The organism is Lentzea albidocapillata, assembly GCF_000719115.1.
Taxonomy (GTDB): domain Bacteria; phylum Actinomycetota; class Actinomycetes; order Mycobacteriales; family Pseudonocardiaceae; genus Lentzea; species Lentzea albidocapillata.
In genome coordinates this window covers 20745-47029 of the sequence record NZ_JOEA01000032.1, presented here as the reverse complement: position 1 = coordinate 47029, position 26285 = coordinate 20745, and the positions used below count along the sequence as shown (strand labels likewise).

At 69.8% G+C, this 26285-nt stretch carries 31 protein-coding genes and 1 pseudogene; 13 read left to right on the top strand and 19 right to left on the bottom strand.

Annotated elements, in window-relative coordinates; all coding sequences use genetic code 11:
- Positions 1 to 100 precede the first annotated feature (100 nt).
- Positions 101 to 466 (bottom strand): VOC family protein, encoded by a 366-nt coding sequence (locus IG04_RS0139090; protein WP_245816534.1) that lies wholly within the window; start codon positions 464 to 466, stop codon positions 101 to 103.
- A gap of 180 nt (positions 467 to 646) precedes the next feature.
- On the opposite strand from IG04_RS0139090, the gene IG04_RS0139080 reads away from it, so the two are divergent.
- The gene (locus IG04_RS0139080; RefSeq protein ID WP_030481802.1) at positions 647 to 844 is read left to right on the top strand and encodes a hypothetical protein; all 198 of its coding nucleotides are present in this window, start codon (positions 647 to 649) and stop codon (positions 842 to 844) included.
- Here IG04_RS0139080 and aroQ read toward each other — a convergent pair.
- The 9 genes from aroQ to IG04_RS0139035 all read right to left on the bottom strand — a co-directional run bounded on the left by aroQ (position 834) and on the right by IG04_RS0139035 (position 7372).
- Entirely contained in the window at positions 834 to 1262 is a 429-nt protein-coding gene (gene aroQ / locus IG04_RS0139075) for a type II 3-dehydroquinate dehydratase (protein WP_030481801.1), read from the bottom strand. The two genes, IG04_RS0139080 and aroQ, sit on opposite strands and share 11 nt — an antisense overlap.
- Positions 1259 to 2368, bottom strand: a complete 1110-nt coding sequence (gene aroB / locus IG04_RS0139070) for a 3-dehydroquinate synthase (RefSeq protein ID WP_030481800.1) — start codon at positions 2366 to 2368, stop codon at positions 1259 to 1261. The genes aroQ and aroB overlap by 4 nt, the downstream gene beginning before the upstream one ends.
- Positions 2365 to 2871: a shikimate kinase gene (locus tag IG04_RS0139065; RefSeq protein WP_030481799.1), complete on the bottom strand. Its 507-nt coding sequence runs from the start codon at positions 2869 to 2871 to the stop codon at positions 2365 to 2367. Before IG04_RS0139065 ends, aroB begins: the two co-directional genes overlap by 4 nt.
- On the bottom strand, positions 2868 to 4067 hold the full coding sequence (aroC, locus tag IG04_RS0139060; RefSeq protein ID WP_030481798.1) for a chorismate synthase: 1200 nt from the start codon (positions 4065 to 4067) through the stop codon (positions 2868 to 2870). The genes IG04_RS0139065 and aroC overlap by 4 nt, the downstream gene beginning before the upstream one ends.
- A 13-nt stretch (positions 4068 to 4080) precedes the next feature.
- Positions 4081 to 4560 (bottom strand): prepilin peptidase, encoded by a 480-nt coding sequence (locus IG04_RS43360; protein ID WP_051771746.1) that lies wholly within the window; start codon positions 4558 to 4560, stop codon positions 4081 to 4083.
- Between the two features lie 89 nt (positions 4561 to 4649).
- Positions 4650 to 5861, bottom strand: a complete 1212-nt coding sequence (locus tag IG04_RS0139050) for a glycosyltransferase family 2 protein (RefSeq protein WP_084401953.1) — start codon at positions 5859 to 5861, stop codon at positions 4650 to 4652.
- A 76-nt stretch (positions 5862 to 5937) separates the two neighbouring features.
- Complete coding sequence (locus IG04_RS0139045; RefSeq protein WP_144065584.1) at positions 5938 to 6330, bottom strand: hypothetical protein; 393 nt, start codon at positions 6328 to 6330, stop codon at positions 5938 to 5940.
- 353 nt (positions 6331 to 6683) lie between these two features.
- The gene (locus tag IG04_RS0139040; protein WP_030481794.1) at positions 6684 to 7139 is read right to left on the bottom strand and encodes a PTS sugar transporter subunit IIA; all 456 of its coding nucleotides are present in this window, start codon (positions 7137 to 7139) and stop codon (positions 6684 to 6686) included.
- Entirely contained in the window at positions 7136 to 7372 is a 237-nt protein-coding gene (locus IG04_RS0139035) for a PTS sugar transporter subunit IIB (RefSeq protein ID WP_030481793.1), read from the bottom strand. Before IG04_RS0139035 ends, IG04_RS0139040 begins: the two co-directional genes overlap by 4 nt.
- A gap of 111 nt (positions 7373 to 7483) precedes the next feature.
- Between IG04_RS0139035 and IG04_RS0139030 the strand changes: the two genes are divergently transcribed.
- From IG04_RS0139030 to IG04_RS47430, 3 genes are read left to right on the top strand one after another with little or no spacing between them, the layout of a single operon-like run.
- Positions 7484 to 8239, top strand: a complete 756-nt coding sequence (locus tag IG04_RS0139030) for a GntR family transcriptional regulator (protein WP_030481792.1) — start codon at positions 7484 to 7486, stop codon at positions 8237 to 8239.
- On the top strand, positions 8236 to 9543 hold the full coding sequence (locus IG04_RS0139025; RefSeq protein WP_084401954.1) for a PTS transporter subunit EIIC: 1308 nt from the start codon (positions 8236 to 8238) through the stop codon (positions 9541 to 9543). The genes IG04_RS0139030 and IG04_RS0139025 overlap by 4 nt, the downstream gene beginning before the upstream one ends.
- A 29-nt stretch (positions 9544 to 9572) precedes the next feature.
- The gene (locus IG04_RS47430) at positions 9573 to 9839 is read left to right on the top strand and encodes an HPr family phosphocarrier protein (RefSeq protein WP_159460507.1); all 267 of its coding nucleotides are present in this window, start codon (positions 9573 to 9575) and stop codon (positions 9837 to 9839) included.
- Between the two features lie 192 nt (positions 9840 to 10031).
- Here IG04_RS47430 and IG04_RS48470 read toward each other — a convergent pair.
- A pseudogene (locus IG04_RS48470) lies at positions 10032 to 10529 on the bottom strand (phosphatase PAP2 family protein); the annotation flags it as partial.
- Positions 10530 to 10631: 102 nt separating this feature from the next.
- Here IG04_RS48470 and IG04_RS0139015 point away from each other — a divergent pair.
- Genes IG04_RS0139015 through IG04_RS44640 form a run of 3 tightly spaced genes read left to right on the top strand, consistent with a single transcriptional unit; the run spans position 10632 to position 13041 of the window.
- Positions 10632 to 11306, top strand: coding sequence for a response regulator transcription factor (locus tag IG04_RS0139015; RefSeq protein WP_030481789.1), 675 nt, complete (start codon positions 10632 to 10634; stop codon positions 11304 to 11306).
- Entirely contained in the window at positions 11303 to 12649 is a 1347-nt protein-coding gene (locus IG04_RS0139010; protein WP_030481788.1) for a sensor histidine kinase, read from the top strand. Before IG04_RS0139015 ends, IG04_RS0139010 begins: the two co-directional genes overlap by 4 nt.
- Positions 12646 to 13041: a hypothetical protein gene (locus IG04_RS44640; RefSeq protein WP_051771740.1), complete on the top strand. Its 396-nt coding sequence runs from the start codon at positions 12646 to 12648 to the stop codon at positions 13039 to 13041. The genes IG04_RS0139010 and IG04_RS44640 overlap by 4 nt, the downstream gene beginning before the upstream one ends.
- Positions 13042 to 13287: 246 nt before the next feature.
- Here the strand turns inward: IG04_RS44640 and IG04_RS48465 are convergent, their stop codons facing one another.
- Genes IG04_RS48465 through IG04_RS0138975 form a run of 6 tightly spaced genes read right to left on the bottom strand, consistent with a single transcriptional unit; the run spans position 13288 to position 19185 of the window.
- Positions 13288 to 14103 (bottom strand): shikimate dehydrogenase, encoded by an 816-nt coding sequence (locus tag IG04_RS48465; RefSeq protein ID WP_030481786.1) that lies wholly within the window; start codon positions 14101 to 14103, stop codon positions 13288 to 13290.
- Complete coding sequence (gene mltG / locus IG04_RS48460; RefSeq protein ID WP_030481785.1) at positions 14103 to 15326, bottom strand: endolytic transglycosylase MltG; 1224 nt, start codon at positions 15324 to 15326, stop codon at positions 14103 to 14105. The genes IG04_RS48465 and mltG overlap by 1 nt, the downstream gene beginning before the upstream one ends.
- Complete coding sequence (gene ruvX, locus IG04_RS0138990; RefSeq protein ID WP_030481784.1) at positions 15323 to 15811, bottom strand: Holliday junction resolvase RuvX; 489 nt, start codon at positions 15809 to 15811, stop codon at positions 15323 to 15325. Before ruvX ends, mltG begins: the two co-directional genes overlap by 4 nt.
- Entirely contained in the window at positions 15798 to 18467 is a 2670-nt protein-coding gene (alaS, locus tag IG04_RS0138985; RefSeq protein ID WP_030481783.1) for an alanine--tRNA ligase, read from the bottom strand. The genes ruvX and alaS overlap by 14 nt, the downstream gene beginning before the upstream one ends.
- A 59-nt stretch (positions 18468 to 18526) precedes the next feature.
- A complete protein-coding gene (locus IG04_RS0138980) occupies positions 18527 to 18796 on the bottom strand; it encodes a hypothetical protein (protein ID WP_030481782.1) in 270 nt (89 codons plus the stop codon).
- Positions 18793 to 19185, bottom strand: a complete 393-nt coding sequence (locus IG04_RS0138975; protein ID WP_030481781.1) for a DUF948 domain-containing protein — start codon at positions 19183 to 19185, stop codon at positions 18793 to 18795. Before IG04_RS0138975 ends, IG04_RS0138980 begins: the two co-directional genes overlap by 4 nt.
- 265 nt (positions 19186 to 19450) lie before the next feature.
- On the opposite strand from IG04_RS0138975, the gene IG04_RS0138970 reads away from it, so the two are divergent.
- On the top strand, positions 19451 to 20029 hold the full coding sequence (locus tag IG04_RS0138970; RefSeq protein ID WP_144065585.1) for a GNAT family N-acetyltransferase: 579 nt from the start codon (positions 19451 to 19453) through the stop codon (positions 20027 to 20029).
- On the opposite strand, the gene IG04_RS0138965 is transcribed toward IG04_RS0138970, so the two are convergent.
- Together IG04_RS0138965 and IG04_RS0138960 are read right to left on the bottom strand one after the other, a co-directional pair.
- Entirely contained in the window at positions 20026 to 20661 is a 636-nt protein-coding gene (locus IG04_RS0138965; protein WP_030481779.1) for a maleylpyruvate isomerase N-terminal domain-containing protein, read from the bottom strand. The genes IG04_RS0138970 and IG04_RS0138965 overlap by 4 nt on opposite strands.
- A gap of 22 nt (positions 20662 to 20683) precedes the next feature.
- Positions 20684 to 22033, bottom strand: coding sequence for a replication-associated recombination protein A (locus IG04_RS0138960; RefSeq protein WP_030481778.1), 1350 nt, complete (start codon positions 22031 to 22033; stop codon positions 20684 to 20686).
- Positions 22034 to 22070: 37 nt separating this feature from the next.
- On the opposite strand from IG04_RS0138960, the gene IG04_RS0138955 reads away from it, so the two are divergent.
- From IG04_RS0138955 to IG04_RS0138935, 5 genes are all read left to right on the top strand, one after another.
- Positions 22071 to 22649 (top strand): uridine kinase family protein, encoded by a 579-nt coding sequence (locus tag IG04_RS0138955; RefSeq protein ID WP_030481777.1) that lies wholly within the window; start codon positions 22071 to 22073, stop codon positions 22647 to 22649.
- Positions 22650 to 22719: 70 nt separating this feature from the next.
- Entirely contained in the window at positions 22720 to 23712 is a 993-nt protein-coding gene (locus IG04_RS0138950) for a DUF7847 domain-containing protein (protein WP_030481776.1), read from the top strand.
- Complete coding sequence (locus tag IG04_RS0138945; protein ID WP_030481775.1) at positions 23699 to 24298, top strand: DUF4129 domain-containing protein; 600 nt, start codon at positions 23699 to 23701, stop codon at positions 24296 to 24298. The genes IG04_RS0138950 and IG04_RS0138945 overlap by 14 nt, the downstream gene beginning before the upstream one ends.
- Positions 24295 to 25326: a DUF4350 domain-containing protein gene (locus tag IG04_RS0138940; RefSeq protein WP_030481774.1), complete on the top strand. Its 1032-nt coding sequence runs from the start codon at positions 24295 to 24297 to the stop codon at positions 25324 to 25326. The genes IG04_RS0138945 and IG04_RS0138940 overlap by 4 nt, the downstream gene beginning before the upstream one ends.
- Positions 25323 to 26285 carry an AAA family ATPase gene (locus IG04_RS0138935; RefSeq protein WP_030481773.1) on the top strand — a complete coding sequence of 321 codons (963 nt, stop codon included), beginning with the start codon at positions 25323 to 25325 and terminating at the stop codon, positions 26283 to 26285. Before IG04_RS0138940 ends, IG04_RS0138935 begins: the two co-directional genes overlap by 4 nt.

The following is a 26285-nucleotide window of genomic DNA, read 5'->3' as shown; positions in this document are numbered from 1 at the left end:
AGCAGGTAGCGCGCCGAGGTGCTGAACGTCCACCACTTCGCCTGCAGGCCCTGATCGGACAGCCGTTCCGCGCTCGCCGTCGATCGGCATCTTTACACGTTCAGACGCCTACCAGCTCGATTTCGAAGCCGTCCTCGTTCTCCAGGAACGCCGCGTAGTGATCCGGACCGCCCGCGTGAGGATGCCTGTCCGCGAACATGAGCCGCCAGCCGTTCGCCTCGGATTCCCGGGTCAGCCGGTCGACGTTCTCCCGGGTTCCGGCGTGCAGGGCGAGGTGGTTCAGGCCCGCCTTCATCCGATCGTGTGGACCGGTCATGGCCGGGGACTGCTCGACCACGACGTAGGTCTCGCCGAGTTTCCAGCTGACCCCGGCGGTCCAGCGCTGGTATTCGGTCCAGCCGAGTTCGGTGAGGACCCATCCGAACGCGGCCTCGGCGCGGGCCAGGTCCGGGACCCACAGTTCCACGTGGTGTAGCAACGGTTTCCCTTACGTGTCAACGAACTGATCAGCGGCAGAGGTGACCGCCGCGACCAGCGCGCCGTCGTACCCGCCGTCGGGCAGAGTCGACGTTTCGCCGCCCCGCAGCGAGGCCTGCGCAGGGCTCACCGGCCTGCGCGACGGGCCGCGGCCGACGGGCTCGCGCGGGTGGTCGTGCCGGTGCGGCCGACGCTCAAGGCGACCTACCCGTTGACGTCCATGGAGGACTTCCAGGGTGGACCCGCGGACGGCCTGCACGTCGTCGCGGGCGGGCTGGACCTGGTCGAGATCGACCGGGAGAGCGACCAGGGGGTCTACGACGAGACGAACCTCTGGATGCGCCACCCGGTGCGCGCTACTTCTTGAGCGACAGCCAGCGCAGGGCGAGCAGGTAGCCCTCGACGCCCAGGCCGACGATCACGCCGCTCGCGATCGCCGAGATGACGCTGTGGTGCCGGAACTCCTCGCGCTGATGGATGTTCGAGATGTGCACCTCGACCAGTGGCCCGGTCAGCTGCGAGCACGCGTCACGTACCGCGATCGAGTAGTGCGTCCAGGCGGCGCCGTTGAGGACCACCGGGATGGAGGCGTCGGCGGCCTCGTGCAGCCACTTGACCATCTCGCCCTCGTAGGCGGTCTGGCGGACCTCGACGTCGAAGCCGAGTTCCTTGCCCTCGGCGACGCACATCTCGACGAGGTCGGCGTGCGTGGTGCTGCCGTAGATGAGCGGCTCGCGGGTGCCGAGGCGGTCGAGGTTCGGGCCGTTCAGGACGAGGACCTTCACAGCAGCACCTTCCCGGAACCGGCGGCCGGCTCGGCGGCGACGGCCGAGTACGCGGCGGCGATCAGGGCCGGGTCCGGGCCTTCGAGGCGGCCGGGCTTGGCGAGGCCGTCGAGGACGACGAAGCGGAGCACGCCCGCCTTGTTCTTCTTGTCGACCTTCATGCCCTCCATGAGCTGCGGGAGGGCGTCCGGGTCGTACGTCGTCGGCAGGCCGAGCAACTGCAGGACGCGCTTGTGGCGGTCGGCCGTCTCGTCGTCCAGGCGGCCGGCGAGGCGGGCCAGTTCGGCGGCGAAGACCAGGCCCACGCTGATCGCGGCGCCGTGGCGCCAGCGGTAGCGCTCGCGGCGTTCGATGGCGTGGCCGAGGGTGTGGCCGTAGTTCAGGATCTCTCGCAACGACGACTCGCGCAGATCCGAGGTCACGACGTCGGCCTTGATCTGGATCTTGCGGCGGACCAGCTCGGCCAGCACCTCGCCCGTCGGGTCGAGGGCCAGGGCGGGGTCGGCCTCGATCAGGTCGAGGATGACCGGGTCGGCGATGAAGCCGCCCTTCACGATCTCGGTCATGCCGGCGATGAGTTCGTTGCGCGGCAGCGTTTCCAGCGTCGCGAGGTCGACGAAGATCGCGTCCGGCTCGTAGAACGTGCCGACGAGGTTCTTGCCCGCGTCGGTGTTGATGCCGGTCTTGCCGCCGACCGCCGCGTCGACCATGCCGAGCAGCGTCGTCGGGATGTTGACCAGCCGCACGCCGCGCATCCAGGTGGACGCGACGAAGCCCGCGAGGTCCGTCACCGCGCCGCCGCCGAGGCCGACGACGACGTCGGAGCGCGACAGGCCGATCTTGCCCAGCACGTCCCAGCAGAAGCCGGCGACCACGAGGTCCTTGCCGTCCTCGGCGTCCGGGACCTCGACGCGGTGCGCGTCGGCGCCCACGGCCTTGAGCTCGTCGACCAGCACCTTGGCCGTCTCGGCCAGGGTCGGCTGGTGCACGATCGCGATCTTGGCCGTGCCGCCCAGGAACTCGACGATGTCGCCGAGCAGGCCCCGGCCGACCACCACGTCGTAGGGCTTCTCCGCGGCGACCCGGATGCGCACGGGCTCGGTCATGCTTCAGCTCCCTTGATCACCGCGTCGGTCACCTGTTCCGGATCGAGCGAGTCCGTCAGGACCTCGATCGTCGCGACCTCGCGGTACAGCGGCAGGCGCGCGTCCAGCAGCGCCTTGAACGTGGCACGCGGGTTGATGCCGGACAGCAGCGGCCGCGAGGACGACAGCCCCGTGCGGCGCACACCCTCCGCCATGCCCACGCGCAGGAACACGACGGTGTGCTCGCGCAGGCGCTCGCGGGTCGTCGCGGACAGCACCGCTCCCCCGCCCAGGGCCAGCACGCCCTCGTGCTCGACGAGTGCCTTGGCGACCGCTTCCTCTTCCATGGTGCGGAAAGCGGGCTCGCCGTCGTCGGTGAAGATGTCCGAGATGGGCTTGCCGGCGAGCTCGACGATGTCCGCGTCGACGTCGCGGAACGGCACGCCGAGCCGTGCGGCCAGCAGTTCGCTGACGGTGGTCTTCCCGGCTCCGGGAGGACCGACCACCACGTACCGGGGGCTCACATGCCCTCCCAGCGGGCTTCCAGCGCCTTGAGGTAGGCGTGGGCGTTACGGCGCGTCTCGGGAAGCGAGTCGCCGCCGAACTTCTCCAGCGCGGCCTCGGCCAGCACCAGCGCCACCACGGACTCCAGCACCACACCGGCGCGCGGCACGGCGCAGACGTCCGAACGCTGGTGGATCGCGACGGCGGGCTCACCGGTGCGGACATCCACAGTGGACAGTGCGCGCGGCACGGTCGAGATGGGCTTCATCGCCACGCGGGCGCGCAGGATCTCGCCGTTGGTGATGCCGCCCTCGAGGCCACCGGCGCGGTTCGAGCGGCGCGTCACGCCGACCGGGCCGCTGCCGCGGTCGATCTCGTCGTGCGCCTGTGAACCCCAGCGCTTCGCCGAGGTGAAGCCGTCGCCGATCTCCACGCCCTTCATCGCCTGCACACCCATGAGGGCGGCGGCCAGGCGCGCGTCGAGGCGGCGGTCCCAGTGCACGTGCGAGCCCAGGCCCGGCGGCAACCCGTAGGCGAGCACCTCGATGACGCCGCCGACCGTGTCACCGGCCTCCTTGACGGCCTCGACCTCGGCGACCATCGCGTCGGTGCCGCGCTGGTCGAAGCACCGCACCGGCGACTCGTCGATCGCGGCCAGGTCGTCGGGCGTGGGCAGCGCGGCGTCCTCGGGCGTCTCGGCCTGGCCGATGGACACCACGTGACTCACGATCTGCACGCCGAGCAGCTGCTGCAGGAACTGCCGGGCGACCGTGCCCAGTGCCGTGCGGGCCGCGGTCTCACGCGCGGAGGCGCGCTCCAGCACCGGACGGGCCTCGTCGAAGCCGAACTTCTGCATGCCCGGCAGGTCGGCGTGGCCGGGACGCGGGCGGGTGAGGGCCTCGTTGCGGCCGGTCGTCTTGAGCAGGCTCGGGTCGACCGGGTCCGGCGACATGACCGTCTGCCACTTGGGCCACTCGGAGTTGCCGATCGTGACCGCGACCGGACCGCCCTGGGTCTTGCCGTGGCGGACACCGCCGAGGATCTCGACCTCGTCCTGCTCGAAGCCCATGCGCGGCGAGCGACCGAACCCGAGCCTGCGGCGCCCGAGCTGGGCGACGAGGTCCTCGGTGGTCACCTCCACCCCGGCGGGCATGCCCTCCAGGACGGCGACGAGGGCGGGGCCGTGTGACTCTCCAGCGGTGATCCAGCGCAGCACGTTCACAATCCTTTCACAGCGTCGTCAACGCCCAGGTGGCGGCCAGCAGGCCCGGTCCGTGCGGCACCGCGCGCCTGCGCCGGAGCGCGGCGACGGCCAGGGTGACCGCGCTGGACAGGATCGCCGCAGGTAAGAGCGCCGGCAGCGGGAGCGCCGCGCCGAGCCCGAAGGCGAGCTTCACGTCGCCGCCGCCCATGACGGCGGGCCTGACCCGTCTGACGACGAGATGCGCGCCACCGAAAACGGCGGCCGCGAGCAGCGCTTCTCCCAGGTGGTGGAACTGGAGGAGCAGCAGCGAGGCGGCCAACGGGAGGGTGAGGGCGTCCGGCAACCGGTGGTGCCGCAGATCGATCGCGGCGAGCACGACGCCGAACCAGGCCAGCACGAACGACTCGGGCGGTGCGTCGAGGGCCGCGGCGACTGTCCACAACAAACCTGCGAGCGCGCCCTTGAGGAGCACGCCCGGCGCGAACGCGAGCAGGACCGTGGTCATGGCTCCACGGTCCCGCCCCGGACGACGCGCGCCAAACTCCGGCCTGTCGTGAGCGGTCCATCCACGCACGGGGCTCACGGTGCCGCGGATCAGGCTGGCGAAACCCCAGAAGCGCGGCGCGGCACCGACTTCTCGAAGAAGACGTCGTCCCAGGGATCGCAAAGCTCCCGATAACGGTCCGCTTCGCCTTCTCCCCGCAACCGCCCCAGCAACGCGCAAATGAGCGCGTCGGTGTGACGACCGGCCCGATCGATGGCACTGCGCGCCATCAGATCGTCGTTTTTCCGGATTTCCACCGCTCGCAGAAGATCCCGCTTGGTCACCACTCCGCCGACCAGTTCCGCCATCGTGCTGAAGTAATGCGCGTCGACCTGTTCCAGATCGCGGCAGAACCGGTGAACCGAATCCCAGTCCCCCAGCGCGACCAGACCCTGGCACGAGAAGGCGAGCGCGAGTTTCCAGTACTCGGCCGCGCCGAGTAGGTCCCCGGACCCGGTGTCGCGCCCCACGAGATCGCGCAGCGCGTCGCACAGACCGACGATCTGGTCACCGCCGAGAACGGGCAGCGCGTCACGGACCATGAAGTAGAACCACCGCGGGTTGGCAGGATCGCTTTTCAGGGCACTGCGCAGCAACTCCATGTTGCGCTGTCGCTTTCCCTTGGCGTCCACCACATCGGGGCGGTACCCGTCGTGCAGGAAGACGACGTCCAACTCGACCAGCCCGATCGGTTCGTCGACCTCTCCCGCCACCACCGGGTACTCGTGGATCGCCCCCTTGAACCGGACGCCGCCGTCCGCCAGGAAGATGCGCGGGATGGAGTCGTCGTAAGTCTCCCGGTCCACGTCGAAGATCCTCGGCGCGAACACGAGCCGCGGTAGTCCCCCGGCACCGGTCAGCGAGTCCAGGCAGTCCCTGAGCTCCTCGGCCGACTCCACCCACTCGTCGGCGTCCACGAAGACGACCCACCCGTCCCCGATGGCGTCGACCGCCACGTTCCGCGCCTCGGCGAACGAGTCGCCCCACGGCACCTGAAGCAGCCGCACACCCCGGTCCGCATAGGTCGCGACGATGCCCAGCGTGCCGTCCACCGACCCGGTGTCCACCACCAGGACGTCGTCGAACCCGCTGTTCACGACGCTGTCGAGGCAGCGGGCGATGCACCTCTCCTCGTCCCTGGCCAGCACCACGACACTCGCCCTTGCACTCGTCTCCTGCCCGGTGAAACTCAGGTCGGCGAGCGGGGGCAGCACGCGTCGGATCCACGGGTTGGGCCCCGGCGACATGGTCTTCTCGCGCATCACGCCTCGCTTCCCGGTCAGCGGGTGAGACGCGGGTGCCGCACACGCGAAGGGCACCCGCGTCCAGCTCCACCGACTAGTTGCAGGCTTCCTTCGTGCCGATGTAGTACCAGGTGTTGCAGGTGAAGGAGTAGTGCCAGAAGACGTGGCACCAAAGCACCTGGTTCGGCGAGTAGCTGTAGCGGTACTCGAACTTCTGGATGTCCAGGAAGTTGCAGGTCTTGCTGTGCGTGTAGTTCTTGTAGTCGGGCTTCATGCAGTCGCTCGCGACGACGTCCGATCCGGTGCCAGCACCGGCCACCCCGGCCGAGACCGTGAAGAAGGACGCGCTCGCCAGCAACGTCGCGGCGAGGTGACGGATCTTGCGGCCTGCCACGCCCGTGCCGGACTCGGCAGCCTGGCTGCCCGCGCTCGGAGCGGACAGCTCGGCTTCGAGGTCGTCCAAGAACGCAAGCCGTTGCGAATTCACCGTTGGTTCCTCCACTAATCGCGTGTCATAGACATGTTTCAGCGAACGAGTAATAACGCGCACGCCGACAGAGCTCCGAGCTGCCGCCCGAAACTCTCCCATGCTGCGCGGACCCGCCCCCTGCGGAACTGCGAATGGCCGAAAACGGCCTAAGACGGCGTCACCCGGAAGTTGCCCCAGCAACTGTCCGGCACACGCCGATCACTGATTCCCACCCAGTGCACAATGCCCCCAGAACGCCAAATTCTGTCGGCGCACCGAGGATTCTTCTAGACCCATCCGGGTGAAGTGCTTCGATTCAGCTCGTCGTCGCCGACCGGGAGCCGGCGACGACGAACCAGAACGGGCTCACCTCAGCGAGACCAGTCGAACAGGGCGTCGCCCGCCACCACGTCCGCCTCGAGAGCCAGGTCGCCGAGCATCTCGGCGGACGCGTCCAGCGCCACCACCGGGCAGATCGGCGCGAACCCGGCCGCCTCGACCTCGGCCGGGTCCCACGTCACGATCTTCTGACCGGCCTGGACCTGCTCGCCCTTGACGACGTGGAGCTCGAAGCCCTCGCCCTTGCGCTTCACGGTGTCGATGCCGAGGTGGACCAGGATGGCCGCCCCGTCACCGTTGGCGACCACGAACGCGTGCGGGTGCAGCGTGACGACGGTGCCGTCGAGCGGTGACACCACATCGGCCTTCGATCGAACCGGTTCAACGGCCACGCCGGGCCCGACCATCGCCTCGGCGAAGACCTGGTCCGGAACCGCGGAGAGCGCGACCACCCGCCCGGCCACCGGGCTGCCGACGCGGAGGCTCACAGCAGGTCCTCGATGTCCGACGCGATGGTGTCCGCCTCAGGTCCGACGACGACCTGGACAACGTTGCCGGAACGCATGACTCCGTGCGCTCCCAACGCCTTCAGCGCCTTCTCGTTTACGACGGAACCGTCTTCGAGCTCGCACCGCAGGCGGGTGATGCAGGGCTCGATCTCGATGATGTTGTCCCGGCCGCCCAGCGCCTCGAGGATCTTCTGAGCCTTCTCGTCAGCCACGTTCGTACCTCTCGTTCCCGTAACAGCGGTTGACACCCGCTCGGTGCGCGGAGCATTCTCCCGCACCAACTGGTCTAGACCGGAAAGTACCACTAGCGAGGAGGTGAGCGAGTGAACGAGATCGTGGACGGGCCCAAGCCGAAGCACGCGCAGCTCCGCGAGATCCTGCGGCGGCTGGCCGAACAGGAGCTCGCTCCCGGCTCACCGATTCCGTCCGAGCGCGATCTCGCCGAGCGGTACGGAGTCTCTCGCATCACCGTGCGGGCCGCAGTCGGCCAACTGGTCGCCGACGGCCTGCTCACGCGGGCCAAGGGACGTGGGACGTTCACCGCCAAGCGGCGCTACGACCTGCAGCTCTTCCTGGCCTCGTTCACCTCGGACATGAAGGCACGCGGGGTCGAACCCAGCACCGAGGTGATCAGCTGCGGCCAGGCGGCACCCGGCTCGAAGGCCTCACTGGGCCTGGAGTCCGACGAGTACGCGTACCGCGTCGTGCGGCTGCGCAAGGCCGACGGGGCACCGTTGGCGCTCGAAGCCGGCTGGTACAGCCCGCACATGCTTCCCGAGCTCGACCGATGCGACCTGACCGGATCGATCTACGAGATCATCGCGACCCGGTACGGAATTCAGCTCGACCACGCGCGGCAGACCGTGTGGGCCGAGACCGCCGACGCGGAGACCGCGAAGGCGCTCGACGTCCGCAAGGGCAGCCCGCTTCTCGTGTTCAGGAGGGTCGCCAGCTCCGACGGGCGGCCCTGTGAAGACGTGACCTCCTGGTACCGGGGCGATCTCTACCAGGTGACCATGCAACTGGACCGGACCGTCCCGGGTACCGGACCAAACTCCGCCAAGGGAGGTACCACATGAGCGCCAGCGCCCCAGAGGCGACAGACGGTCGCGGGTTCAAGGGCCTGGCCGGTATGCAGCGGTTCGGCCGCAGCCTCATGCTGCCGATCGCCTCACTGCCCGCCGCCGCGATTCTCCTGCGTTTCGGTCAGCCTGACCTGCTCGGCAAGGACGGCCTGGGCTGGAACAAGGTCGCCGCCGTCATCGGCGGCGCGGGCGACGCCCTGTTCAGCAACCTGCCGCTGCTGTTCGCCGTGGGTGTGGCCATCGGCTTCGCCCGCCGTGGCGACGGCTCGACCGCACTCTCCGCCGTGGTCGGCTTCGTCGTCACTCAGGCCGTGTTCAAGGCCATGTCGCCGATGGTGCTTCCTCTCGCCGAGGATCCCACCAAGCAGGAGCAGATCAACTACTCCGTGCTGACCGGCATCGTGGTCGGCCTGATCTCCGCCGTTCTGTGGCAGAAGTACCACCGCATCAAGCTGCCGCCGTACCTGGCGTTCTTCGGCGGCCGTCGCTTCGTGCCGATCATCGTCGCGTCCGTCATGATCCCGGTCGCGGTCCTCATGGGCCTCATCTACCCGTGGTTCGACAAGGGCCTGACCGCGGTCGGCGAGGCCGTCTCGGGCAGCACGATCCTCGGCGCCGGCATCTACGGTGTCATCAACCGCCTGCTCATCCCGCTGGGTCTGCACCACATCCCGAACACGTTCATGTGGCAGGTCTTCGGCGAGTACCAGGTGGACGGCGCCACCAAGACCGGTGACATCCCGAGGTTCTTCGCGGGCGACCCGACCGCCGGCACGTTCATGAGCGGCTTCTTCCCGATCTTCATGTTCGCGCTCCCTGCGGCTGCGCTGGCGATCATCCACACCGCCAAGCCGTCGCAGAAGAAGATCATCGCGGGCATCATGGGCTCGGCGGCCCTCACCTCGTTCATCACGGGCGTCACCGAGCCGCTCGAGTTCGCGTTCATGTTCGTCGCCTGGCCGCTGTACGTCATCCACGCGTTCCTCACCGGCACGTCGCTGGCGATCACCAACGCGCTGGGTGTGCACGACGGTTTCGGCTTCTCGGCGGGTGTGATCGACTACCTGCTCAACTTCAACATCGCGACGAGGCCGTTGCTGATCATCCCGATCGGCCTCGTCTACGCGGCGATCTATTATTTCCTGTTCCGCTTCGTCATCACCAAGTGGAACCTGAAGACGCCTGGCCGCGAAGATGACGAGTCGCCGGAGGCCGACGAGAGCATCGTCGGCAGCAGTGGCGACACGGCGGTGGGCGAGAAGCCGAAGCCGAAGCGCAACCCGAACGAAAAGCAGTAGCGAAACCAGCTCTACCGGGAGGAACCATCATGGCCGAGCGACGGGTCACCGTGGCCAGCAAGGTCGGACTGCACGCCCGGCCTGCCGCACTGCTGGCGAAGGCCGCCGCCGACCAGCCGGTGACGGTCAGCATCGCCAAGGACGGCGGCGAAGCCGTTGACGCGGCGAGTGTTCTGGGTCTGATGACCCTGGGCGCCATGCACGGTGACGAGGTGGTGCTCAGCGCCGACGGGGACGGAGCGGACGCCGCTCTGGACGCCATCGCCGAGCTGATCGCCACCGATCACGACGAGTGATCCCGGTCGTGAGTGGTCTCGATCGCCCCGACGGCCGAGACCACTCACGGCCCACCCGAAGTGCAGCACGACACCCGCGGTCACGACGCCGGTCAAGGTCGACGGCGTGGCCTGCGGGTAGCTCACGATCAGCCAGACGCCTCCCACGGCCAGCGCGGGCGGCACGACCAGCCCCGCGGTCCACCTGTGCAGCAACAGGAACGCGAGCGTCGAGACCAGCAGCGCCGCACCGAGCGTGTCGCTGAACCGGTGCCAGCCGAGCGACACCGTCTCCGCCGCGACCGCCCCCGCGCCGAGCGCCCCCGGTACCGCCACGACCAGCGCGAACCGCCTGGGCACCGCCATCGTCACCGCGATCACCGACGCCACCGCGGCCGTCGTGTGTCCACTCGGGAAGCTGTTGTGCACCAGGACGGCGTCGTCGTCGAGCGGCGGACGCACCAGCACGTAGAGCTTCAGGACCTGCGCTCCCAGCACCGAACCGCCGAGCAGCAGCAACGGCGTGAGCGACTTCTTGCGCGCGAAGAGAACCACGAGGACGGCGGCGACGATGATCACCGTGTCCACGTTGGACGCCCACGAGCGTTGGAGTGACAGCTCAGGCAACGCGGCGTTCTCCGCCTTCTGCCCGAACGACGTCCACACCAGCGCGAAGTACGTGAAGAGAAATCCCAGCAAGCTTCCGGCCATGGGTTCGACACTCCGCGAGCCGGTCCATGGGAACGTCCACGCCATGTCATGGTTCCGCTACAGATCCAGCGCCGGTGCCGTGTCCGGCAGATAATGGATCTCGTGGCGATGGTGTTGCTGGTCGAGGACGACCCCTCGGTGCGTGAAGGACTCGGGCTGGCGTTGCGCCGCCAGGGACACGACGTCCGAGCAGCGGGAACAGGTGAGGAAGGCGTCGAGAAGCTGCGCGAGTCCCGTCCCGACATCGTGGTCCTCGACATCATGCTGCCGGGCATCGACGGCTTCGAGACGTGCCGGCGGATGCGCACGCACGCCGAGGTGCCGATCATCATGCTCACGGCGCGCGGCGACGACTTCGACGTGGTCGCGGGCCTGGAGGCGGGCGCGGACGACTACGTGGTCAAGCCCGTGGAACCGCGCGTGCTCGAGGCACGCATCCGCGCCGTGCTGCGGCGGACCGTCGCCGAGCCGTCGTCGATCGAACGGCACGGCTCGCTGGTGATCGATCGGGCAGGCCTGCAGGTGCTCAAGAACGACGTGAAGGTCGCGCTGACGCCGACCGAGCTGAAGCTGCTGCTCGAACTGTCCCGCACCCCCGGCCGCGTGCTGACCCGCCAGCAGATCCTCGAGGCCGTCTGGGAGCACGACTACCTCGGCGACTCACGGCTGGTCGACGCGTGCGTGCAGCGGTTGCGCGCGAAGATCGAGGACGTGCCCTCCGACCCCGGTCACGTCCACACGGTGCGCGGCTTCGGTTACCGCTTCGGCCCCCGATGAGGTCGTTGCTGCGCGGCCTGCGCCCGAGGCTGATGGCCGCGTTCCTGCTGTTGACGGTGCTGGGCGCGGTGGGAGCCGCGGGCGCCTCCTACGCGACCGCCCGCACGTTGCTGCTGGAGGACGCGCAGGACGGCTTCATGAACCCGCTCGTGCAGGACGTCCGCGACTACGCGCCCCGGCTGACCGTGCCGCCGGCGCAGGAGGACCTGGACGGCTTCGGCTCGTACCTGCGCGGCTCGGCGGTCGTGGTCTACGAGGGCCTGCGCTCCACCGGCGGCCCCGACCCGTCGTTCATCCCCGCCGAGATGCGCGAGAGGCTCAGGACGAGCGGGACGACCCTCTGGCAGCGCCGCACGGACCTGACCGAGCCGTACGTCGTCGTGGGCATCCCGCTGGTCCGTGCGGACGGCACGCCCACAGGCGTGGAGGTGTGGTCGCTGCTGTACTTGAGGGGCCCGCAGACCGCCATCGACAGCTTCTCGACGGCCGCCTGGGTGGGCGTCAGCCTCGTGCTCCCCCTGGCCCTGGGCGTCGCGCTGTTCACCGCGCGCGGGGTTCTGCGCCCCGTCCGCCGTCTCGGCGCCGCCGCCCGCGCGCTGGGGTCCGGCCGCCTGGACGCCCGCGTCGACGTACGCGGCTCCGACGAACTCGCCGATCTGGCCCGCACGTTCAACCAGGCCGCCGAACAGCTGGAAGCCTCCCAGGTCGCCTCCCGCCGCTTCGTCGCCGACGTGTCGCACGAACTCCGCACGCCCCTGACGGCGATGAACGCCGTGACCGCCGTGCTGGACGAGGACGCGGACACGTTGCCGCCCGACACGGCCGTCGCGGCCCGCCTGGTCTCCGCCGAGACCCGCAAGCTGACCCGCCTGGTCAACGACCTGATGGAGATCTCCCGCTTCGACGAGGGCCGCAACCTTCTCGAACTGGACGACTGGGACATCGGCACGGCGGTCCGCGACACCCTGGCCGCGCGCGGCTGGGCCACGTCCGTCGAGGCGTCCCTGCCCGAGGGCGTGGTGGCGCGGGTCGACCGCCGCCGCCTGGACGTCATCGTCGCCAACCTCGTGGGCAACGCGCTGAAGCACGGCGGCGTCCCCGTACGCGTGACGGTGCGGCCGGGCGTCATCGAGGTGGCCGACCACGGCCCCGGCATCCCCGCGGACGCCCTCCCCCACATCTTCGACCGCTTCTACAAGGCAGACACGGCCCGCTCCCGTTCCGAGGGCAGCGGACTGGGATTGGCGATCGCATGGGAGAACGCACGCCTGCACGGCGGCACCATCGAAGCGGCCAACGCGCCCTCGGGCGGCGCGGTCTTCACCTTGCGCTTGCCCTCGTGACCCTCACGGCCTGCGGCATCCGCCCGACCCCGATCCTCACCGGAGCCGCGGCGCCGACGGTCTCGTCGCACACGCTCACCATCTACCTCGTCACGGCCGGGCACGACGGCCTGGTGCGCCGCACCCGCGACTACACCGGCTCCGTCGACATCACGACCGCGATGAACCTGCTGCTGGCCGGCCCGAACGACGAGGAGAAGAAACTGGGCCTGGTGACCGAACTGCCCGCGACGTCGTCCAAGGCGGTGCCGGTGCTGGACGTGATCGTGATGCCGGAGGACGTCGCGCCACCGAGGACTAAGTGGGCGGTCTTCCAGGTGCACTGCACGGCCCTGGCGAGCCGCGCGAAGGTGGCCGGTGTGGCACCGGTTTCCGACGAGTTCTGTCCCTGACTTGCGCCGTAGAGGCGGGACGCACCGGCGGCCGTGGTGCCGTAACCGGTCGGCCCACGCGCCCAAGCGGAGCCCCCCGGCGGACACACCCGTGCGCCCCCACCCGCCGGCCCTCCCAAGGTGAGGAACACCGGCATGCGATGACTCCGGCCGAGTGGCACATCGTCCGCAGCCAAACGAGTCAGGCGTAGGGAACCACATCACCGCCGCGCGCCGGTACCGGACAGCCCAAGATCAAGCCGAAAGTTACGACCGCGATACAGACCCCAGGGCGGCACGCATGGCCTCCCGCGGCGCGGGCTTGCCGGTGAACTGCTCGAACTGCCCGAAAGCCTGGTGCAGCAACATGTCCAGCCCGGTGACCAGACGGGCGCCGGAGGCCTCGACGGCCTTCGCCACCGGCGTGGGCCACGGGTGGTAGATCACGTCCAGCACGTACGGCGCCCGCGCCAGCGAGTCGGCCAGCCGGGCGGCGGCCTCGGCGGGCACGGTCGACACGAGCACGTCCGCGGCACCGGCCAGCACGGCGAGGTCCACAGAGGACAGTTCCAGCACCTCGACGGAGACACCGACCCTCGACGCCGTCTCCACGGCCTCTCCCGCGCGCGCGGGATCTCGCACCACCAGGGAGACCGACGAGATCCCGAGCTCGGCGAACCCGGCCAGCGCGGCCGCGGCCGTGCCGCCCGCACCCAGCACGACGCCGTGCGAGCCGCCGGAGAAACCCTTCTCCCGCAACGCTCCCACGACACCGTCCACATCGGTGCAGTCGGCGTGCCACTCGGAACCGTGGCGCACCAGCGTGTTCGCCGCCCCCACCGCGGTCGCCCGCGGGGTCACGACCGAGGCGAACGCCAGCGCGGCGCGTTTGGTCGGCATCGTGCAGGACAGGCCTGCCCACTCCGGTCCCAGCGACGAGACCAGCGCGGGAACGCCGGCCTCGGAGCACTCCAGGCGGGTGTACTCCCAGTCGAGGCCCAGCTCGGCGTACGCGGCGTTGTGCAGCACGGGAGAAAGCGAGTGTTCGATCGGCGAGCCGATCACCGCCGCCTTGCGCACCACTAGTAGACGCCCTCCTGCTGAGCCTTCTGGTCCTTCGCCTGGTGCTCTTCGTACGTCTTCGAGAAGCACGACGTGCCGTCCTTCTGGCACTTCACGAAGTACATCATGTCGCCGCCCGCGGGCTTGATCGCGGCGGCGATGGCCTGCTGCGACGGCGAGCCGATCGGCGTCGGCGTCAGGCCGGGGACCTTGTAGGTGTTGTAGGGCTGGATCGCGTTGCGGTCCGCGTCGGACGTGCGGATGTGCGGCTGGTTGTTCCGGTAGTTGATGGTCGAGTCGAACTGCAGGGGCATCGGTTCCGCGATCCGGTTGTAGATGACCTGCGAAACCTGGCCGAAGTCCTTCTCGATGGCTTCCTTCTCGATCAACGAGGCGATGACGAGCACCTCGTAGGGACGGAAGCCGGTGTTCATGGTGCCGCCGGGAATGCCCGCGCCCTGCAGCTTCTGGGCCGAGGACACGATGACGCTGCGGATCAGCTCGACCGCGGTGACACCGGGTTTGACCTGGTAGACGCCGCGCATGATCAGGCCTTCGAGGCGGAACTGGGGATCGGCGCGCTTCACGTCCGCCAGCGCCCATTCCGGCACACCGAGGGCGACCGGGTCGGTCTGCTCGGCGGCGGCCTTGATCTCGTCGGCGGTCAGGCACACCTTCGCGCCGTCCTTCTCCGTGCAGCTCGCGGCGGCGAGCTTGGAGTAGACGCCCGGGACCGCCTTGCCGTCGGCCTGGATGTCGGTGAGCTTCAGGCCACCGACGATCTGCACGGCCGGGACCCTGGTCTTCGGGTCGATCATGCGGGCCACCGCGTTCTGGCCCGACATCTTCGTCTTCATCAGGTAGAAGCCGGGCTGGATCGACGTCACGCGGGCGTCGGTCTTGCTGGCCTCGGTGAAGGCGCGCGCGGAGGCGATGACGCCGTTGTCGTACAGGGTCGACGCGATCTTGCTGACCACGTCGCCGTCCTGGACCTCGACGATGGCGTCGACCTCGCCGCTGCCCGCGTAGTCCTCGAACGAGCCGATGCCGCGCAGCTCGCGGTAGCCGTAGTAGGCACCGCCCATGCCCACGGCGAGGATCAGCGCGACGACCAGCCACAGGACCGTCTTCTTGCGCTTCTTCGCCTTGGCGCGGGCGTTGTCACGCTCGCGATCGCGTTTCTTGAGCGGCCTCCGCTCATCCACTTCGGGGTCGGTGAACAACCCGAGATCGTCGCCGCTCACGCCTCGTCCTTTCGGGCGGGCACCGAATGTGCCCGTGCGTCCAGCCAAGATTGCAGGATCTCGACAGCGGCAGCCTGATCGACCACGGCTCGCTGCTTCTTGCCCTTCACACCGCGCTGTGCCAGTACCCGGCTGACCACGACCGTCGTCAGGCGTTCGTCGCTGAGCCGCACCGGCACCGGAGCGATGCGCTCGGCCAAGGCCGCAGCGTACGCGGTCGCCGCCTCTGCCGCGGGGCCGTGCCTGCCGGCCAATGTCTTCGGTAAGCCGACCACGACCTCTACGACTTCATGTTCGGCCACGAGACGTACGAGTTCCGTGAGGTCCGAGCCGTTCTTCTGGTCGCGTTGCAGGGTGACCAGCGGAGTCGCCAGGAACGGTGCCGGATCGCTGAGGGCGACCCCCACGCGAACCGACCCGACGTCGACGCCGAGCCTCCGTCCGAGGCCCGGATCGTCGACACCAGGAGCATCAGCGCTGCTCAAGCACCTTGTCCAGTTCGTTCGTCAGGGCCGTGATGGCGTCGGTGACGCCGGCCGGGTTCGTGCCGCCACCCTGGGCCAGGTCCGGCTTGCCGCCACCGCGGGCGGCGATGGCCGGGCCGAACACCGGGACGAGCTTGCCGGCGGCCAGCCCGAGGTCGCGGGCGGCGGCCGTGGTGGCCACCACGAAGCTGACCTTGTCGCCGTCGACCGAGAACAGGGCCACCACACCGGGCCTGCTGCCCAGGCGGTTGCGGACCTCGCCACCGAGGGTGCGCAGGTCGTTGCCCGACACGCCCTCCAGGCCGAGGGCCACCAGCGACAGGCCGCGGATGTCGAGGGCCTTGTCGGCGAGGGCGCCGGCGTTGCCCAGCAGCTCGGCGGCGCGGACCTTCTCCAGCTCCTTCTCGGCGGACTTCAGGCGCTCGACCAGCGACTCGATCCGCTCGGGCAGGCCTTCGGAGCCGACCTTGAGCATGTCGGAGAGGTTCTGCACGATGGCGCGTTCCCTGGCCAGGAACCGCATGGCCTCGATGCCGACGTAGGCCTCCAGGCGGCGCACGCCGGAACCGACCGACGACTCACCCAGCAGGGTGATCGGGCCGATCTGCGACGAGTGCTCGACGTGGGTACCACCGCACAGCTCGCGCGACCACTCGCCACCGATCTCGATGACACGCACGGTCTCGTCGTACGTCTCGCCGAACAGGGCGACGGCGCCCATGTCCTGGGCACCGGCCATGTCGGTGTAGACGATGCTGACCGGCAGGTCCTTGCGCACGGCGAGGTTCGAGACCTCCTCGATCTCGCTCTTGGCCTCGGCGGACAGGCCACCGGTCCAGGCGAAGTCGAGCCGCAGGTAGCCGGGCTTGTTGTACGAACCGCTCTGCAGGGCCGACGGGCCGAGCACGTGCCGCAGGGCGGCGTGCACGACGTGCGTGCCCGAGTGGCCCTGGCGGGCACCGACGCGCCACTCCGGGTCGACGCGGGCCTCGACGTGCTCGCCCTCGCTGACCTCGCCGCTGACGACGCGCACCTGGTGCACCCACAGCTTGCGGGCGACCTTCTGCACGTCGAGCACCTCAAGCTCGGCGTTGGCCGTGACGATGGTGCCGGCGTCGGACTCCTGGCCACCGGACTCGGCGTAGAGCGGCGTGCGATCGAGGACGACCTCGACGATGTCGCCCTCGCGAGCCGACTTCACCCGCTGGCCATTCAGCACGATGCCGCGCAGCGTGGCCTCGGAGGCGAGCTCGGTGTAGCCGGTGAACTCGGTCGGGCCCTGCTCCAGCAGCTCGCGGTAGACCGACTGGTCGCCGTGGCCGGTCTTCTTGCCGGCGGCGTCGGCCTTGGCGCGGGCGCGCTGCTCGGCCATCAGCTTGCGGAACCCGTCCTCGTCCACGGCCAGGCCGGCCTCGGAGGCCATCTCCAGCGTGAGGTCGATCGGGAAGCCGTACGTGTCGTGCAGCTGGAAGGCCTTGTCACCGGGCAGCGTGGCGCGGCCGTCGGACTTCACCTCGGCGGCGGCGCCCTCGAAGATCCGCGAACCGGCGTCGAGGGTGCGCAGGAACGTGTCCTCCTCGGCCTTGAGCACCTGCTGGATGCGGGCGAACCCGCTGACCAGCTCGGGGTAGGCCTCGCCCATCGAGTCGCGGACGACCTCGGCGAACTGCTGCAGCACCGGCTCGTTCACGCCCAGCAGGCGGGAGCTGCGGACGATGCGGCGCAGCAGGCGGCGCAGCACGTAGCCGCGGGCCTCGTTGCCGGGCGTGACGCCGTCGCCGACCAGGAGCACACCGCTGCGGGCGTGGTCGGCGATGACACGGAAGCGGATGTCGTCGACCTCGTTGGTGCCGTACTTGCGGCCGGAGAGCTCCTCGGCCTTGTTGATCACGGCGCGGACCAGGTCGGTCTCGTAGACGTTGTCGACGCCCTGCAACAGGTAGGCGACGCGCTCGACGCCCATGCCGGTGTCGATGTTCTTCGACGGCAGCTCACCGAGGACCGGGTAGTCCTTCTTGGCGCCACCCTCGCCGCGGATGTTCTGCATGAAGACGAGGTTCCAGATCTCCAGGTACCTGTCCTCGTCGACTACCGGGCCGCCCTCCTTGCCGTACTCGGGGCCGCGGTCGTAGTAGATCTCCGAGCACGGGCCGCACGGGCCGGGGACGCCCATCGACCAGAAGTTGTCCTCGACGCCGCGGCGCTGGATGCGCTCCAGCGGCATGCCGGCGACCTTCTGCCACAGCTCGATGGCCTCGTCGTCGTCGAGGTAGACCGTCACCCAGATGCGCTCGGGATCGAAGCCGTAGCCGCCGTTCTCCTGGGAGTTGGTGATCAGCTCCCAGGCCAGCCGGATGGCGTCTTCCTTGAAGTAGTCGCCGAGCGAGAAGTTGCCGGCCATCTGGAAGAACGTGAGGTGGCGCGTGGTCTTGCCGACCTCGTCGATGTCGGGCGTGCGCACGCACTTCTGGATGCTCGTCATCCGCTTGGCGGGCGGCGGGGCCTCGCCGAGGAAGTACGGCTTGAACGGCACCATGCCGGCGTTGACGAACAGCAGGTTCGGGTCGTCGAGCAGCAGCGAGGCGCTGGGGATGTACTTGTGCCCGGCCTTCTCGAAGTGCTCGCGGAAACGCTTGATGATCTCGTGGGTCTGCACGGGAAGTTCCTTGGTGAGTTGCTGGGGGAAGTCAGGACATGGTCACGGGGCGAACGGCGCTAGTGCTTCCCGTTCGCCCTGGGCGCTCGGCGCCCCGGCGTGAATCCCGTCTGACGTTCCACGGTGTCCTGCAACTCCTGCTCCCGTTCGGCCATCCCCGCGCGCACCTCGGCCCCGAAGGAACCGATGGCGCCGGCGAGTTCGCGCAGGCCTTCACCCACGTTAGCGCCGACACCGGCAGGAGTCGCCTGCTTTGCGACCTCGGAGGCCTTCTTCGCGGCGAACAGGCCTGCCGCGGCACCCAGTCCGAACCAGAAGAGGCGGCTCACTTCGCACCTCGCCTGGGACGGCGCTTGGAGTGCTTGTTCGGCTGTTCGGCGGCCTTGCGACGAGCCTTGACGGCCTTGCTCACGCCGTAGGACAGCGCGGCGGCCTTGACCAGCGGACCGCCGAGAGTGGCGGTGAACAGGCTGGTGAGCGCCGAGACGTTGCCCGTGACGGCGCGCGCGTTGGCCGTGATGCCGTCGACGCGTTCGAGCTGCGTGTTCACGTGCGTGAGCGTCGTGTTGGCCTCGGTGAACAACGGGTCCGTGTTCTCGTGCGCTTTGCGCATCGCGATCGTGGCCTCGTCGAAGAAGCGCGCGGCCTTGATCGCCACGACCCCGACGATGAGCACGAGCAGCACGAAAGCACCGGCGGCGAGCCACCCTGGCGACACGGATCCTCCTGGTGAACAGGCGTTCGGGCTTGGTTGCGGGTGAGATTACCGGGTGGGTCCGACACCCGGCTGGGCGGCACCATTTGTTGATCTTCAACGACCTGTGGCGCCGTCGATCTGCTCGTGATTGCGGTGCTCCGTCCATCGGGACCTCATTGACGCGCGACCGTCACAGCCTGTGAAATACCCGTCACCCAGGGCTTGACAGCGGCGGCCTTGCCAGTAGAAGTTAGGCGACCCTAAGTTGATCCGCGCAGGAGGCCTCGTGAAGCCGGTGTCGCACCTGGACTCCTATCGGCTCCAGCTCATGGCGGACGCCCCGCCCGTCCCCGACCTGCCGATGCCGTGGGACGCCCGCGTGGCACGGTCGGACGGCTACGACCTGCACCTCGTGCACCGCTGGAACCAGGCACCGCACGTCGCGGCGTTCCGGCGGCAGGCGTGGACGCTGCCGCAGTGGGAGCGGCGGCTGGCGGAACTGCTGGCGGGGGACGACGTCCGGCCGGTGCTGGTGAGCTGGCACGGCCGCCCGGTGATCTACACCGAGGTCTACCGCGCGGCCAGGCACGCCGTAGCCCACTGCTACCGGGCGCGGCCGCACGACCTCGGGCTGAACCTCGCCGTCGGCGAGCTGGCGATGACCGACCGCGGACTTGTGCGGTCGCTGCTCCCCAGGCTCACCGACGCGCTGTTCGAGGCCGACCCGCACTGCACGCGGATCGTGCTCGAACCGGACGTGCGCAACACACGGGCGATCAGGTCGTTCGAGGCCGGCGGGTTCGTGGCCGCGGACGAGATCATGCTGCCCGGCAAGCTCGCACTGCTGATGGTCTGCAAGCGTTAGAACGCGGTGATGTCCTGTGGTGCACGCTCTTTGCGGCTCAAAGCGCGCACCACGTCGATCGCGCGGTGCTTGTTGAGCGCCATCCGGGTCAGCAGGTCGATGACCGTTTCACTGACGTGGCGCGGGAACTCGGGCGTGTCCAGCCCGACGCTCACCGCGAGGTCGTCGGAGTGCACGACGAACTCCATCAGCCTGCTGACGAGGTACTCGTCCAGCGGCACCGCCCACGGGCCCCAGTGCGGCATGCGAACGCCCCGGTTCTCCTGACCGGGCAACGACTTCGCGAGTTCGTCGAGTGTCTGCTCGAAGCGGTCGCACAGGGCGTCCCGCCCTTCCGCCGCGAGCTTCTCGCCGCCCGCGCGGATGCGGGTGTGGAACTCGGAGTCGACGTCCAGGTCGGTCCACTGGGCCCGCTCGTAGTGCTCCATCAGGGAGACGACGGGCTGGTCGCCGGGCGGCGTCCCGATCATGGACGGGAGCGGCAGCGCCTGGTAGGCCAGGTGCCCGGCGAGGCCGCTGACGCCGAACTCCGGCAGGGCGCTCGGCTGGTCCCAGTGCCGCGCGACCCGCTGGTGGCGCAGGAGTTCCAGGGCGATGCGGGCGGTGGTCAGGAAGTCTTCTCTGATCGTCACCTCGTCGAAGTTACGCGCCGGATCACTCGCCCCTGATCACCCGGCGCAGCCGCGGCAGCCGTTCCTCCAGGGCGCGTTCGCCGCCGCGCCCGGTCGGTTCGTAGTAGTCGCGCCCTACCAGCTCGTCCGGCGCGTACTGCTGCGTCAGCACGCCCTCGGGCACGTCGTGCGGGTACCGGTAGCCCTGCGCGTTGCCCAGCTTCGCCGCGCCCGCGTAGTGCCCGTCGCGCAGATGTGGGGGCACGGAACCGATGGCGCCCTTGCGCACGTCTTCGATGGCGGCGTAGATCGCGGTGGTCACGGCGTTCGACTTCGGTGCGGTGGCGAGGTGGATCGTGGCCTGCGCGAGGTTCAGGGTGCACTCGGGCAGCCCGATGAGCTGCACGGCCTGAGCCGCCGCCACGCACGTCTGCAGCGCCGTCGGGTCGGCCATGCCGACGTCCTCGCTGGCGTGGATCACCAGCCGCCGCGCGATGAAGCGCGGGTCCTCCCCCGCCTCGATCATCCGCGCGAGGTAGTGCAGGGCCGCGTCGACGTCCGAGCCGCGGATCGACTTGATGAAGGCCGACGTCACGTCGTAGTGCTGGTCGCCGTCGCGGTCGTAGCGCACCGCTGCCTTGTCCACGATGGACTCCAGCAGCGTCAGCGTGATCACGCCGTCGTTCGACGCCAGCGCCGAGTCCGCGGCGGCCTCCAGCGCCGTGAGGGACCGGCGGGCGTCACCGCCGGCCAGGCGGATCAGGTGGTCCTCCGCCTCGGGCTCCAGCACCACGGACCCGCCCAGGCCGCGTTCGTCGGACACCGCCCGCCCGATCACCGCGCGCACGCCGTCGTCGGTCAGCGACCTGAGCTGCAGCACGAGCGAACGCGACAGCAGCGGCGACACGACCGAGAAGAACGGGTTCTCCGTGGTGGCCGCGACCAGCAGCACGATCCGGTCCTCGACCGCGCCCAGCAGAGCGTCCTGCTGGGTCTTGGAGAACCGGTGGACCTCGTCGATGAACAGCACCGTCGACTCGCCGGACCGGACCAGGCGGCGCCGGGCCTCGTCGATGACCGCCCGCACCTCCTTCACGCCGGCCGACAGCGCGGACAACGCGACGAACCGGCGGCCGGTCGCCTTCGACACCAGGGTCGCGAGGGTCGTCTTGCCGGTGCCGGGAGGGCCGTGGAGCATCACGGACGCCGGCGTGGCGCCCTCGACCAGGCGGCGCAGCGGGGCGCCGGGCCCGAGCAGGTGGTCCTGGCCGACGACCTCGTCCAGCGTGGCCGGACGCATCCGCACGGCCAGCGGGGCGTTGGCCGCGATGCGCTCGGCCTTCTCCTCGTCGGTCGCGCCGAAGAGGCCCTCGTCGAACAGACCTTCGCTCATGCGTTCGAGCGTAGGTCATGTGCGAGGATCGCGTTCCGTGCCCATCCCTCGTGCCGTGCTGCTCGCCGGACCCTCCGGCTCAGGCAAGTCGACACTCGCCGCCCACCTCGGCTGGCCTGTCCTTCGCCTCGACGACTTCTACCGCGACGGCGACGACCCGCTGCTCCCCCGCGACGAGCACGGCAGGGCCGACTGGGACGCCATCGGCTCGTGGAACGCGGACAAGGCGCTCCAGGCGATCATCGAACTGTCGGACACGGGCAGGGTCGAGGCGCCGGTCTACTCCATCAGCGAGGACCGCGCGGTCGGCACCCAGACGATCGAGCTCGGCGGCGCGCCCGCGTTCATCGCGGAGGGCCTGTTCGCGGACCTGCTGGTCCAGGGCGCGAAGGAGGCCGGGGTGCTCCGGGACGCGATCGTGCTCGCGCCGAGCCCGCCCGTGACGTTCGTGCGCCGGTTCGCCCGTGACGTGGCCGAGGCCCGCAAGCCGGTGCCGACGCTGGTCAGGCGCGGCCTGCGGCTCATGCGGGAGCAACCGCAGGTGGTGAGGAGGTGCGTCAGCGCGGGCATGCGGCGCACGACGCCGGCCAGGGCTCGGACCGAGCTCGTTTCGTGATCAGGTCGCCGGGTGGCGGTGGCCCTGATCTGGCAGGATGCCGCTCACACCACGACCGGGGGTAGCCGAGATGTCCGAAACGCCCGGCTGGTCGTCACCCGACCAGCCACAGAACCAGCCGCCGCAGCAGCCTGGCCAGCAGCCGCAGTACGGCTACAACGCCCCGCCGCCGCCCGGGGGCCAGCCGACGATCAAGCCCGGCGTGATCCCGCTGCGGCCGCTGGCCGTCGGCGAGATCGTCGACGGCGCCATCACGACGATGCGCCGCTACCCGAAGCTGATCATCGGCGCGGCCGCCGTGGTCGCCGCGGTCACGCAGATCCTCGGCCTGCTGGTGCAGCTGCCGTTCCTCGACGACCTCACCGCCGTCGTGGCGCTCGACCCGAACACGGTGACGCAGGAACAGGCGATCGACCAGCTCACCGGCGCCATCACCGGTTTCCTCACCGGCACGCTGCTCAGCGTCTTCCTGCTGCTGCTCGGCACCGTGTTCCTGTCGGGCTTCATCACCGTCATCGTGGGCCACGCCGTGCTGGGCAAGCCGGTCACGTTCGCGCAGGCGTGGGAGGAGTTCAAGCCCCGGCTGCTCCCGCTGCTCGGCGCGACGCTGCTGTCCGGTCTCGTGATCTCCGTCGGCCTGATCCTGTGCATCGTGCCCGGCGTTTGGCTGTGGGTGCTGTTCGCCCTGGTCACGCCCGCGCTCGTGCTGGAGCGCTGCGGCGTCACCACCGCGTTCGGCCGCTCGAAGAAGCTCGTGGACGGCGCGTGGTGGCGGACGTTCGGCATCCTGCTGCTCACCGTCGTGATCGGCTGGGTGATCAGCTGGATCATCAGCCTCCCGTTCGGTCTGCTGGGCGCGGCGACGACCGGTTTCTCGGCCGACCCCACGGCGACCCTGAGCGTCGGCTCGCTGATCCTGTCGACCATCGGCGCGATCATCGCCTCGACGATCACGCTGCCGTTCAGCTCCGCGGTGACCGTGCTGCTCTACGTCGACCGGCGGATGCGGTCCGAGGGCATGGACATCGAACTCCAGCGGGCCGCGGGGCATGGCGGCCTCTGACGTACCGGTAGATCTCGGCCGCGACGAGGCGAGGGAGGCGGCCGTCCGGGAGCTCAGCGACCCGGCGTACGTCTCCGACGACCCGAACCCGCTGGAACGCGCCGTCGACTGGGTGCTGACCCGCCTCGGCGAGCTGCTCGCCGGGGCGGGTGGCATGAGCGGCTTCACCGCGTTCACCGTCGTCGTGGCCGTGCTCGTGCTGATCGTGATCATCATCAGGCTTCGTGTCGGGCGCACGGGCCGTGCGCTGCGGTCGGGCGACAAGGTGTTCGGTTCGGCCGTCATGACGGCCGCCGAGCACCGGGCCGCCGCCGAGAAGGCCGCGGCGGCCGGTGATCTGGCCAAGGCCGTGCGCGAACGCTTCCGCGCGGTGGTGCGCGAACTGGAACAACGCGGCGTGCTCGACGCACGGGCCGGACGCACCGTGGACGAGGTCGCTTTCGAGGCGGGCCAGGCACTTCCGGTGCTCGCCGACGACCTGCGCGGCGCGGCGGTCCAGTTCGACGACGTCTGGTACGGCGGCAGGCCCGCGACGGTGGAGGGGTATCAGCGGCTGGTCTCCGTGGACGGCCGGGTGCGCGGATGACGGCGGTCTCTCCCGACGCCGGCCGGATCTGGACGGCCGCGCGCGGTCCCCTGCTGATCGGCGTGATCATCCTCTTCGCCGCGGTCGTGATCACGTTGCTGCGCGGCAGCGGCGAGGGCGGCGCGCTCGACCCCCGGTCGTTCCGGCCGGAGGGCAGCCACGCGGTCGCCGATCTGCTGGAACAGAACGGCGTGCGGGTCGAGCTCACCGACAACGCGTCCGCTGTGGACGGTGCGACGCTGTTCGTGACGCAGCCGAACCTGATCGACCCGGAACGGCTCGCGGACCTGAGCAGCCGGGCCTCCGCGACCGTGCTCCTCGCGCCCGCCCCCGGACTGGGCCGGCTGGAGCCCGGGACCCGTCAGCCCGGCTGCCCGCTGGCGGACAGGGCCGGCGCGGCGACCATGGGCGGGTTCACCTACGAGGGCGAGCAGAGTTGCTACGACTCGACGCTGGTCCGCACCGGCACCGTCACGACGATCGGCTACGGCGGGATCTTCACCAACCGCGACATCGACGAGGAGGGCAACGCGGCACTCGCGTTGTCGTTGCTGGGCCAGCACGAACGGCTGGTCTGGTACATGCCGTCGGCGGCGGACAGGTCGCAGCAGAAGTCGCTGACCGGCCTGATCCCGGACGGCTGGAAGTACGGCGCCCTGCAACTCGGCATCGCGGCCGTGCTGATCGCGCTGTGGCGTGCGCGCAGGCTCGGCCGCGTGGTGCCCGAACCGCTTCCGGTCGTGGTGCGCGCCGCCGAGACCGTGGAGGGCAGGGCGCGGCTGTACCGCCGGTCGCACGCCGCCTCGCACGCCGCCTCCGTGCTGCGGCAGGCCACGCGTGACCGGCTGGCACCGCTGCTGGGGGTGCCGCCGGGCGACGATCCGTCCGAGGAGATCGCCCGCAGGACTTCGCGTCCCGTCACCTCGGTGCGGGCGCTGCTCTACGACAAGGAGCCGGTGGACGACCGGGGGTTGGTCGCGCTGGCTGCATCGCTCGATGCTCTGGAGAACGAGGTGCGCAAGGCATGACGGCAGTGGTCACCACCGAGGAAGCCCGTATGGCGCTGGTGGCGTTGCGCGCGGAGATCGGCAAAGCCGTGGTGGGCAACGACGCCGCCGTGACGTCGTTGATCCTCGCGTTGCTGTGCAAGGGACACGTGCTGTTGGAGGGTGTTCCGGGCGTCGCGAAGACGTTGCTCGTGCGTGCTCTTGCGCGCGCGTTGGATCTGTCGACGACGCGTGTGCAGTTCACGCCGGACCTGATGCCCGGCGACCTGACGGGGTCGCTGGTCTACGACTCGCACAACGCGGCGTTCTCGTTCCGTGAGGGCCCGGTCTTCACGAACCTGCTGCTCGCCGACGAGATCAACCGGACGCCGCCGAAGACGCAGTCCGCGCTGCTGGAGGCGATGGAGGAACGGCAGGTCTCCGCCGACGGCAAGACCCGGCCGCTGCCGTCGCCGTTCATCGTCGTGGCCACGCAGAACCCGGTGGAGTACGAGGGCACCTACCCGTTGCCCGAGGCGCAGCTCGACCGGTTCCTGCTCAAGGTGACGATGCCGATCCCGGCGCGGGAGCACGAGATCGACGTGCTGACGCGGCACGCCTCCGGCTTCGACCCGCGTGACCTGTCCTCGTTGAACCCGGTCGCGAGTGCCGCGCACCTGGAGGCGGGTACGGCGGCCGTGCGCTCGTTGACCGTGGCTCCTGAGGTGATCGCGTACGTCGTCGACGTGTGCCGTGCGACCCGTCAGTCTCCGGCCGTGCGCCTGGGCGTTTCTCCCCGTGGCGCAACGGCTCTGCTGGCTGCCGCACGCGCGTGGGCGTGGCTCTCGGGCCGTGACTACGTGACGCCGGACGACGTGAAGGCGCTCGCACGGCCCGCGTTGCGGCATCGGCTGGAGCTGCGCCCGGAGGCCGAACTGGAGGGCGTGACGTCGGACGGCGTGCTGGACGGCGTGCTCGGCGCTGTTCAGGTGCCGCGCTGA